The 10,822-nt window shown below is 66.6% G+C and carries 7 protein-coding genes; 4 read left to right on the forward strand and 3 right to left on the reverse strand.

Annotation, left to right across the window (positions count from 1 at the left end; genetic code table 11):
• Nucleotides 1-486 precede the first annotated feature (486 nt).
• Genes HFP89_RS02265 through HFP89_RS02275 form a run of 3 tightly spaced genes read right to left on the reverse strand, consistent with a single transcriptional unit; the run spans nucleotide 487 to nucleotide 5,838 of the window.
• Nucleotides 487-1,263: an AMP nucleosidase gene (locus HFP89_RS02265; RefSeq protein ID WP_168716020.1), complete on the reverse strand. Its 777-nt coding sequence runs from the start codon at nucleotides 1,261-1,263 to the stop codon at nucleotides 487-489.
• A 5-nt stretch (nucleotides 1,264-1,268) separates the two neighbouring features.
• Entirely contained in the window at nucleotides 1,269-3,323 is a 2,055-nt protein-coding gene (locus tag HFP89_RS02270; RefSeq protein WP_168716021.1) for a tetratricopeptide repeat-containing sulfotransferase family protein, read from the reverse strand.
• A gap of 40 nt (nucleotides 3,324-3,363) precedes the next feature.
• Nucleotides 3,364-5,838: a TonB-dependent receptor gene (locus HFP89_RS02275; protein WP_206212188.1), complete on the reverse strand. Its 2,475-nt coding sequence runs from the start codon at nucleotides 5,836-5,838 to the stop codon at nucleotides 3,364-3,366.
• A gap of 449 nt (nucleotides 5,839-6,287) precedes the next feature.
• On the opposite strand from HFP89_RS02275, the gene HFP89_RS02280 reads away from it, so the two are divergent.
• The 4 genes from HFP89_RS02280 to HFP89_RS02295 all read left to right on the forward strand — a co-directional run bounded on the left by HFP89_RS02280 (nucleotide 6,288) and on the right by HFP89_RS02295 (nucleotide 10,821).
• Nucleotides 6,288-7,235 (forward strand): homoserine kinase, encoded by a 948-nt coding sequence (locus HFP89_RS02280; protein WP_206212189.1) that lies wholly within the window; start codon nucleotides 6,288-6,290, stop codon nucleotides 7,233-7,235.
• Complete coding sequence (gene thrC / locus HFP89_RS02285) at nucleotides 7,223-8,539, forward strand: threonine synthase (protein ID WP_168716023.1); 1,317 nt, start codon at nucleotides 7,223-7,225, stop codon at nucleotides 8,537-8,539. The genes HFP89_RS02280 and thrC overlap by 13 nt, the downstream gene beginning before the upstream one ends.
• A gap of 213 nt (nucleotides 8,540-8,752) precedes the next feature.
• A complete protein-coding gene (locus tag HFP89_RS02290; RefSeq protein WP_168716024.1) occupies nucleotides 8,753-9,190 on the forward strand; it encodes an HAD-IA family hydrolase in 438 nt (145 codons plus the stop codon).
• Nucleotides 9,191-9,282: 92 nt separating this feature from the next.
• A complete protein-coding gene (locus tag HFP89_RS02295) occupies nucleotides 9,283-10,821 on the forward strand; it encodes a tail fiber domain-containing protein (protein WP_168716025.1) in 1,539 nt (512 codons plus the stop codon).
• Nucleotide 10,822: the final 1 nt, after the last annotated feature.

Raw genomic sequence — 10,822 nt, forward strand, 5'->3', positions numbered from 1 at the left:
TGAAGAGCGCTTTTGCCTACTTTTGTCGCGACTGACAAAAGTAGGTCGCCAGAAAGCGCGAAGCGCGTGGCGAAACGCCTGTAGCCAGAACCCCGACACAGCCGCCAGACACGGCTCCAGCAATACGCGAAGAAAGCAAGCCACCTCTCAGCCGCTTGTGGCCGACCAGCGCCTCGTCGGCCTGGCCCTGGCTTCGAGGATGCATCCGGGGCCACTGTAACCCGCAGCCGGAGTGAGCCAGGGCGCGGGCCGACCACCGGCCCACCGACGCAGTCCGAAAGCCACTGCCCGTTCCGCCGCCTGTAAGAGCGCTTTTGCCTACTTTTGTCGCGACTGACAAAAGCAGGTCGCCAGAAAGCGGACGAAGTCCGCGTGGCGAAACGCCTGTAGCCAGAACCCCGGCACAGCCGCCAGACACGGCTCCGGCAAGGCGCGAAGAAAGCGGACAACCGCACGGCCGACGAGTCGAGATCGGCCTCCGCCCGACTACCCGTCGAAGCGCAGATGCCGGACCGAGCGCCCCTCGTCGCGAATCTCCCTCAGCGCATCGATGCCGATATCGATCTGCGCATCGACGAATTTCTCGGTGATCACCCGGTCGCTGGCGTCGGTCTTGACGCCCTCGGGCACCATCGGCTGGTCGGATACCAGCAGCAAGGCGCCGGTCGGGATGCGGTTGGCGAAGCCGGTCACGAAGATCGTGGCCGTCTCCATGTCGATGCCCATGCAGCGGGTGCGACGAAGGTATTTCTTGAACGACTTGTCGTGCTCCCAGACACGCCGGTTGGTCGTGTAGACGGTGCCCGTCCAGTAGTCGAGGTCGTGATCGCGGATCGTCGAGGACACTGCGCGCTGCAGGGTGAACGCCGGCAGCGAAGGGACTTCGGGCGGAAAGTAATCGTTCGACGTTCCCTCGCCGCGGATCGCGGCGATCGGCAGGATCATGTCGCCGAGCTTGTTCTTCTTCTTCAGTCCACCGCACTTGCCGAGGAACAGAACGGCCTTTGGCGATACGGCACTGAGCAGGTCCATGATGGTCGCGGCGTTCGCGCTGCCCATGCCGAAGTTGATGATCGACAGGCCATCGGCGGTGGCGTTGCGCATCGCCTTGTCGCGCCCCCGGACTTCGGCGCCGAGCTTGTCGGCGAACTTCTCGACGTAGTTGTCGAAATTGGTCAGCAGGATGTACTTGCCGAAATCGTCGATGGCAGTGCCGGTGTAGCGCGGCAACCAGTTCTGGACGATCTGTTCCTTGGATTCCATGGGGCTCAGCCTCCTTTGTCGTTGTCGTTGTAAGCGTCGGCATCGTCGACCGGGCGCGGCGGCGCGAGTTCCGGGCCCAGCGCTTCGAGCAATTCGCCCAGCCAGGGCGCGTAGTGCCGCCATTGCTCGATACCGGAGCGATAGATCGGCTGGCGCACCTGTTCGGAGCTGGCGGTCCGGACCGAGCGCTGGGTCCGATGGAATTCGACGCAGGCCGGGTCGAAGTCCAGGCCGAGGTAGTCCAGCATGCGGCGGACCTGGCTGTCCAGGTCATCGACCACGTCTTCGTAGTCGACCTGCAGGATGCGCCCCGGGTAGACGGTGTTCCAGTGCGTCATCAGGTCGACGTAGTCGCGATAGTAGCGACCGATATCGGCCTGGCTGTAGCTGAACTCCTGGCCCTCGGCGAACAGCTGCTTGAAGCCGGAAAAACAGCAGCCCATCGCCGAGCGTCGCGCATCGATGACCCGGGCGTTCGGGAGAATCGAGAAGATCAGCCCGATGTGCCGGAAGTTGTTCGGCATCTTGTCCAGGAACAGCGGCGCATCCTGGCGATGGATGCGCGTGTCCTCGATGAACTGCCGGCCCAGCGTGGCTCGCTCTTCGGCGCTCATCTCGGCCAGCACGCCCGGATAACGCGGCTCGTCGTCGCGTCGGCGGCGGCCGTTCAGTCGATGGGCCATGGCCAGGATGTTGGGCAGCTCCAGGGTGCCGTCGATGGCCGGATGCGAGGCGAGGATCTGCTCGATCAGCGTCGAGCCGGCGCGCGGCAGGCCGACGATGAAGATCGGGTCGGGCGCATCGAATCCGCCCTCGAGCAGGCCGGCGGCCCGCTCGGGCGTGAAGAACGCCTTCTGGCGATCGAAGTCCTCGCCCATGCGCTCGGCGCTGTAGTCGATCTGCGCCCGCTTGATCGAATTGCCTTCGGCGTAGTGCGTGAACGATTCGGGCCACGCTTCCCGATCCTCGAGGGCCTTGCCGAGCGCGAAGCGCAGATGGACTTCGTCGACCGGCGTGAGCCCACCCGCTTCGATCAGCGAGCGCATCCGCTCGATCTCGTCATCGTCGAACCGGAAGGTCTTCATGTTGGCCAGCGACCACCAGGCATCGCCGAAGGCGGGTCGACCGCGATACGCGGCGCGATAGGCTGCCACCGCGTCGTCGTGCTGCCCGATCGTCTTCAGCGCATGCCCGCGAAGCATCTGCACGTTCCACGGCTGCGGCGAGCGCTCGATCAGCGGCTCGAGTACCGCCAGCGCCTCGTCGTAGCGACCGATCGCCGAGCACTGGTTGGCGTAGGCCAGCTCGGCGGCCAGGTTGCCCGGCATCCGTCGCCGCAGCTCCGCGGCCGCCTCCCAGGCCTCACCGAACTTCTGCCGCTGATGCAGCACCTTGACGTAGTCCATCCGGGCCAGGTCGAAATCGGGTTCGAGCTCCAGCACGCTCTCGAGCAGGAACTCCGCGTCGTCGTAGACGTGCAGCTGCATGCCGATCGCGGCCAGCAGGCGCATGGCTTCCGGGTGATGGGGATGTTTCTGGAGAAAGTGTCGGCACAGCTGCTCGGCCTTGTAGATCTTTCCTTCATGCAACTGGCTGGTCACGGTGACCAGCTCGCGGGGAAGATCGGCCAGGCGCTTGAAGTTCGAAGCCGCCACTCGCGCGCCTTCCGCGTCGCCGCTGCGTTGGCGCAGTTCGGCCAGGAAGCGCCAGGCGGCCAGCAGCCCGGGGTTCAGCTCGGTCGCCCGCGCATAGGCCTCGCAGGCCGGCGCGATCCGCCCGCAATCACGGTGGTTGTGGCCGATCTCCTGGAAGGCCCGGCCGTAGTCCGGCGCGATGCGAACGAGCCTGGACAGCGTGCCCAGGGCCTCGTCGAAGCGACGCAGGTAGCGAAGATTGACGGCGGCGAGAAACAGCGCCGCGGGCAGTTCGGGCGAAGCGTCCAGGACGGCCTGGACGCGCTGGAGGGAATCGCCGAAGCGCTGCTGCTTGAGCAGCGCCTCGGCTTCGTTCAGTGAAGTGTCCGAACGGGACGATGCCTGCGATGTACCGGAGTCAGCCATCGCGTCATTGTACCGCCCCGCCCGGACATCTCCGTGGCCGTTACAGCGGCAGGAACCGGTAGGTCAATCGAAGACCGGCCGTGGTCGGGCGATTGGTCGTGATGCGCGGAATGTCGTCCTGCGTGTTGATGAACAGCTCGGCCCGCTCATCGAACAGGTTTTCCACGAACAGCTCCGCGGTCCAGCTTCCGCTGGACACGCCGGCCGATGCGTTGAAGATCGCATACGGATCCTGCTCACGACGTTCTTCGGCGACCAGCGAGCTGAATGCCTTGCTGGCGTACTTGCCCGAAACCTGGACGAAGCCGAAGTCGGCCCACGACCAGTCCAGCGACTGTTCGTAGCGACCACGCATACTGGCCTGGAATTCCGGCACCAGCGGAAGCTGGCTGCCGATCGGGGCAAGCTCGATGACCTGGGCATCGACGCTGGTCAGCTCGGTGTCGTTGTAGGACACCGCGCCGTACAGCGTGAAGTTGGTCGTCGCCCTCCAGGCGAAGTCGGCCTCGATCCCGAAGATCTCCGAGTCGGCCGAGTTCTCGATGAAGGTCAGGATGGACACGTTCTCCGGATCGAAGCGCGAGACCTGCATGTTCTCCCACTCGATGAAGTAGGCCGCACCGTTGAAGCGGAACGAATTGTTGAACAGCAGGGTCTTCCAGCCGATCTCGTAGTTGGTCACGTCATCGGTGTCGTAGGTCGCGCTGACGGTCGGGAAGTCGGGGTTGGCCGACGGAATGCCGCCACCACGGTTCCAGCCGCCCGGCCGGAAGCCTTCGGAGCGGGTGAAGTACAGCATGGTGTTGTCGTCCGGCGTCCAGGACACGTTGATCTTGGTGATCACATCGTCCTGTTCGAGCGGATCCGGCGTATGGCCGCCGTCGACGTCGTAATCACGTCCGGCGTCGCCGTCGATGCTGCCCGAGAAGATGCCCTGGGCAAAGTTCGAGGAACCCGTGAAGTCCGACTCGATCTCGTAGGCACGCAGCCCCAGGGTGGCCTGCAGCGTGTCCGGAACGAGTTCGTAGCTGAACTCACCGAACACCGCGATCTGCTCTTCGGTTCGACGGATGTCGTTGAAGAATGCAACTCCGGCCGGACGCGTGTTCGGATTGACCTGGAAGGCGTCCGAGATCGGCGCGTTCGGCGCGAAGCCGAGATCCGGCGTGGCCAGGTAGAAATAGTCGTCCTGGGTGTCGATCTGGAAATCGTCGTAGTACACGCCACCGACGAAGCGCCAGCGGTTTTCGGCCGGCGTCGAGATGCGGAACTCCTGGGTGAAGCGCTCGTGCTCCTGCAGGATGTCGACACCCTTGGCCGGGTTCAGGCACTCCCGGTTGTCGGTGATGAAGCGCGGATCGATGTCGTAGTTGACGATGTAATCCGGATTGTCGTAGGTGCAGGTGTAGTAGGCGATGAACGCGCCGGCGTTGTTGTAACCGGTGTAATCGACCTTCTGGTTCACTTCACGGTCGAGATAGCCCCCGGTATACAGCAGGTTCAGGGTGCCGAGCCGGCCTTCCAGCGTCCAGGTGGTCTGGTTGAACTGGTCTTCGAGTTCATCCGGGAAGAAGCGCGAGACTTCGAGATCACCGACTTCGGGGTCGTAGTCGAACACACCGTCGGCGCCGAGCTCCTGGTAGGTGTTCTGGACGAGCAGGTTCCAGTCGGTGTTGAACTCGTGGTAGAGCCCTGCGCGAATGCCCTTGTAGTAACTGTCGTTGAAGTTGTCTTCGACCAGCTCGGCATTGTTGATCGTCTCGTAGGTCGCATCCGGACCGAGGTCGACGGCCGATTCCGGGTTGATGTCCGGATCCAGCGTGAACTCGCCGAGCACGTTGTCGATGTAACCGCCGAGGTTGACGTTGTAGAACGCCACGCGTGCCGCGGTCGAGTTCCCGATCGGCAGGTTGAAGTAGCCCTCCCCCGAGCTGTTGAACTCGCCGTCCTTGGTGAACGAGGCCTCGCCGGTGAAGCCGGCATCGAACAGGCCCAACTGCGGCTTGTTGGTGATGTAACGGATCGTGCCGGCCTGCGAGCTGGCGCCGAACAGCGTGCCCTGCGGACCCGGCAGCACTTCGACGCGCTGGAGGTCGGTGGCGTAGACGTCGAGATTACGGCCCGGAGCGGTCACCGGCTGCTCGTCGAGGTACAGCGCGACGTTGGGCGACGTGCCCTGTGCGCCGGACAGCAACACGGTGATCGGCTGCACCGCCATGCCACGGATGTAGATGGTCTGCTGGCCCGGACCGCGGCTTGCGGCGTTCAGGTTCGGGACGCTGTTTCGCAGATCGTCGAAATTGCCGATGTTCATCTCGACCAGCGCTTTCTGGTCGACCGCCTGGACCGTGATCGGCGCGGACTGGAGGTCGACTTCCTCGGTCTTCGTCGCGGTCACGACGATCTTGCCGATTTCCTTCGACGTTTCCTCTTCGTTACCGGTCGCGCGTTCGTCCTGGGCAAATGCAACCCCCGACGTCGACGCGACCAGCCCCCAGAGCACGGCCTGTGTCAAACGATTTCGTTTTGGCATTTTGCGTTTCTCTCTCTCTAGACTAAGGTCGGTGAAGTACGGCGCTCGTGGAGCGCCTGGAACAGACACGGACGCTTCATGACGGGCCGAGCCGGCCGAAAGAACACGGTAGAGATGCGAAAACGCGATGGGAAAGATCAGGCGGTCGAACACGACCGTGGAGACGCCGCAACGAATGGATGCAGCGAATTCGGTCCATCACGGTCGAAACCGCAGGTGCCGAGCAAGTAAGCTATGAGGTATTGCCCAACGTACAGCCGTGACGAACCGAGTTCATCACGTTTCCTTTGTCTACGGTCGGCATTCCGGACATCTCGGGTGGAATGCCGCTTTCGGCAAATTGGCTGTCCCTTGCTTTGAGCCTGTTAGCACAATCTTAACATGAGGCTCGCAATCGACGTGACGAGCCCATTGAACCGGGGAATGAACGCTTGAATCCATCGATGATCTTCGCGATCGCGCCGGCCTCGGTCGGCAATGCCGCGGTCGGCTTCGACCTGCTCGGCCATTCGATCGAAGGGCCCTTCGATCGAGTCGGCGCCCGTCGCATCGACCGTCCCGGCGTGACCATCGCCGAGGTCCGCGGCTGCGTCACCGCGCTGCCCCTGGAGCCGCATCGGAACACCGCCGGACGCGCCGTTCAGTCACTGATCGATGCGGAGGTGCCGGGCGCAGGCATCGAGCTGATCATCGACAAGGGCATCCCGCTGTCGTCCGGGCTGGGCGGCTCGGCCGCCTCGGCGGTGGCCGCCGTGGTCGCGGCCAACGCCGCGCTCGGGCTCGGCCTGGATGCCCAGGCCCTCTACCGCCACGCCCTGGCCGGCGAGGCCGTGGCCAGCGGGGCGATCCACGGCGACAACGTCGCACCGCAGCTGCTCGGCGGCCTGGTGCTGGCGCTGCCCGACCGGATGATCGCGATCCCGGTCCCGACCGGCCTGTTCGCGGCCGTCGTCCACCCGCAGCTGGAGCTGTCCACCCGCGAATCGCGCGCAGCGCTGGCCGAGCCGTTCCCGCTCGAAACCGTCGTGGCCCAGACGCGCCACCTGGCCATGCTGCTGTCGGGCTGCTACACCGACGATCCGGCACTGATCGGCCAAGGCCTGACCGATCTGCTGGTCGAACCGCGTCGCAAGCACCTGATTCCCGGATTCGACCGCGTGCGCGCCGCGGCCCTGGCCACCGGCGCGCTGGGCGCGTCGATCTCCGGGGCCGGGCCCAGCGTGTTCGGCTGGTTCCGCGACCGCGAATCGGCCGAGCGGGCCAGCGAATCGATGGCCGTGGCCTTCGCCGAGGCCGGACTGCGGTCCGACCGGTACGTCTCGCCGGTCGCCGGACCGGCCGCGCGACGGATCACCGGAGACCCGCCATGCAGTGCCTGAGCACCCGGGGCCAGGCCCCGACCGTCGATCTGGCGGCTGCCCTGCAGGCCGGTCTGGCGCCCGACGGCGGCCTGTACGTACCCGAGCACCTGCCGGCGGCTTCGCCCGCCGCAATCAACGCCGATGCCCATGCCGGACTGCCGGCGGTGGCCGCCGAGGTGCTGGCCCCGTTCTTCGCCGACGGCCCGCTGGCCGAGGCCCTGCCCGCCGTCTGCCGCGCCAGTCTCGACCTGCCGCTGCCGATCGAGCCGATTCCGGCCCGCGCCGATGGCATCGGCGCGGCCTGGATGCTGGAGCTGTTCCACGGCCCCACCGCGGCGTTCAAGGACTTCGCCGCGCGCTTCCTGGCCGAGTGCATGGACCGGCTCGCCGCGCCGGGCGCCGTCCGCACGATCCTGGTCGCCACGTCGGGGGATACCGGCGGCGCGGTGGCCGCCGCCTTCCACGGACGCGAGGCGTTCCGGGTCCGGATCCTGTATCCGGACGGCCGGGTGTCGCCGCTACAGGCCCACCAGCTCGGCGCCTTCGGCGGCAATGTCACTGCCTACCGCGTTGCCGGCAGCTTCGACGACTGCCAGCGCTTGGTCAAGGGCGCGCTCAACGACCCCGAGCTGCGCCGGCGCGCGGCGCTGAGCACCGCCAACAGCATCTGCATCGGCCGACTGCTGCCGCAGGTGGCCTACTACGCCTACGCCGCACTCCGACTCCAGGCCGAGGCCGGGCCCGAGCTCCAGGTGATCGTGCCGACCGGCAACCTCGGCAATGCACTGGCCTGCGTGCTGGCCCGCGAGCTGGGCTTTCCGATCGGCGACATCTGGCTGGCGACCAACGCCAACCGCACCCTGCCCGATTACTTCGAGCGCGGCGACTACGTGGGCCGCGACGGCCTGGCCACGCTGGCCAACGCGATGGACGTCGGTGACCCGAGCAATTTCGAGCGGCTGGCCTGGCTCTACCGCGATCGCGACCTGCGCCAGGCCCGGATCCATGCCCTCAGCGTGTCCGACGATGCGATCCGGGCGCGGATCCGGCGCGAGTACGAGGCACGCGACCTGGTCGTGTGCCCGCACACCGCCTGCGCGATGGACGTGCTGGCCCAGCGGCGGCGGGCGCGCGACCGACGACCGTTCCTGATCGCGGCCACCGCCCACCCGGCCAAGTTCGCCGAGGTGGTCGAGCCGCTGATCGGCCGCCCGATCGATGCGCCGCCGGCGCTGGCCGACCTGCTGGCCCGACCCAGCCACGCCGAGCCGCTGGCCCCGCAGCCCGAGGCACTGGCCCGCATCCTGCGGCAGGACGCATGAACGCGCGCGACTTCGACGCCGTCCTGTTCGACATGGACGGCCTGCTGATCGACTCCGAGCCGCACTGGCAGGATGCCGAACTGGCGGTCTATCGCCCCTACGGCGTGCCGGTCGACCGCGAGTTGTGCCGGGCCTCGGCGGGCCGCCGGATCGACGAGGTGCTGAGGCTGTGGCACGACCGCTTCGACTGGTCCGGTCCGCCGGTCGGAGGTGATGGTCGAGAAGGTCCTGGCCGAAGTCACCCGCCGCATCCTCGAGCACGGCGCACCCCTGCCGGGCGTCCATGCAACGATCGACACCCTGCGCGGCCGAGGCCTGAAGACCGCCATTGCCTCGTCCTCGCCCTACCCGCTGATCGACGCGGTCATCGAGAAACTCGACCTCGCCGACCGCATCGATGCCACCCATTCAGGGCTCGACGAGGCGCGCAGCAAGCCCGACCCGGCGGTGTTCCTGAGCGCCGCGCGGAAGCTGGGCGTCGCTCCGGCGCGCTGCCTGGTGTTCGAGGACGCCCCGGCCGGCGTGGCCGCCGGCAAGGCCGCGGGCATGACCGTCATCGCGATTCCCTCGGTGTTCGAGCCCGATGATCCCGGCTTCGCGCCGGCCGACCGGCGGCTGGGCTCGCTCGAGGACTTCGTGCTGGCACCGTGACGCTATCTTTCCGTCCCGGGCCTCGTTAGTATTGCGCCCCTGCTCGCCACCACATCCGGTGTCGACGACTCTTCACCAGGGAGCCCTCCATGATGTCCATCCGTCCTGCCACCACGCTGCGCGGCATGCTGCTCGGCCTGCCCTTCTGCCTGCTGCTCGCGTTCACCGGCGCCGCCGCCCAGGATCGGGATTCGATCGACGAATTCGGCATCGAGCCCGTGTTCGAAGTGCTCCGACCCGACGGCGCCGGGGCGGCCACGCTGGAACTGGATGGGCCCGGGCAGCAGCAGTTCACCTTCGAATTCGGTCCCGACGAGCCCCTTTCGATCTCCTCGTCCGACCTTGCGCGGGCCGGCGCGAACGACGGCCTGTATGCCTGGCGCGCAACGTTCACGCCGCAGCTGGACGAGGCGACGCGGCAAGCACTGGCGGCCAGCCGGACCGACCCCGACGTGAACGTCGAGCTGGTTTCGATCCCGGCGCGCTCGGGCAGCGTGCGGGTCCTGGACAGCGGATTCCTGGTCCCCGTCGTGGACCCCGGGCCGAGCTCCGGCGACGATTCGGACGCCGGCGGCGACCGCCAGGTCATCACCGGCGACCTCGTGGTCTACAACAGCACCTGTATCGGCTTCGACTGCCCGACCTCACCGTTGTTCGAAGTCGACACTCTGCGGCTGCAGGAAAACAACCTGCGCATCCACTTCGACGACACGTCGAGCACAGGGTCCTTTCCGGGCAACGACTGGCGCTTGCTCGCCAACGACATCAACTCCGGCGGGGCCAGTTATTTCGCGATCGAGGACTCGACCGCCGGTCGGATTCCGTTCCGGGTCGAAGCCGGCGCACCGGCCGCCAGCCTTTACATCGACGCCGGAGGTCGGATCGGTGTCGGCACCAACATGCCCGTCGTCGAGCTGCATACCCTCGACGGCGACACGCCCACGCTGCGGCTGGCCCAGGACGGCAGTTCCGGATTCGCATCGCAGACCTGGGACGTGGCCGGCAACGAGACCAATTTCTTCGTCCGCGATACCACCAACGCCAGCCGACTTCCGTTGCGGATCCGGCCGGGGGCGCCGACCAGTTCGCTGGACATCGCCGCCAGCGGCGCCGTCGGCATGGGCGTCCAGGCACCGACCGCGGCCCTGCACATGGTGCGGCCGGGCGGATATACCGACGATTGGCTGCGGATCGAGACAACCGACGACATGGATCCGGCCACCGAAGACCGTCGCCTGGTCGTCGACAACGCCGGCAACCTGTTCGTCGGCGGCGCGATCACCCAGCTGTCCAGCCGATCCTCGAAGGAAAACCTGCTGGCCGTCGCCGGTGATCAGTTGCTGGCGAAGCTCTCGGAACTGCCGATCTGGACCTGGAACTACCTGAGCTCGAACGCTGCCGACCGGCACATCGGGCCGGTCGCCGAAGATTTCTACCGCACCTTCGGCTTCGGCACCTCCGAGCGTTCGCTGTCCCCGTCCGACATGGCCGGCGTGGCGCTGGCCGCCAGCCAGGCGCTGCAGCAGGAAATCCAGCAGCGGGATCAGCGCATCGAAGAGCTCGAGGCGCGGCTGGCCCGGCTGGAAGCCGCGCTGCTCGCCGAGGAGAACACCGTCGATCCGGAGCGCTGAG

Origin of the sequence: Wenzhouxiangella sp. XN79A (genome assembly GCF_012272825.1) — a bacterium.
GTDB lineage: Bacteria > Pseudomonadota > Gammaproteobacteria > Xanthomonadales > Wenzhouxiangellaceae.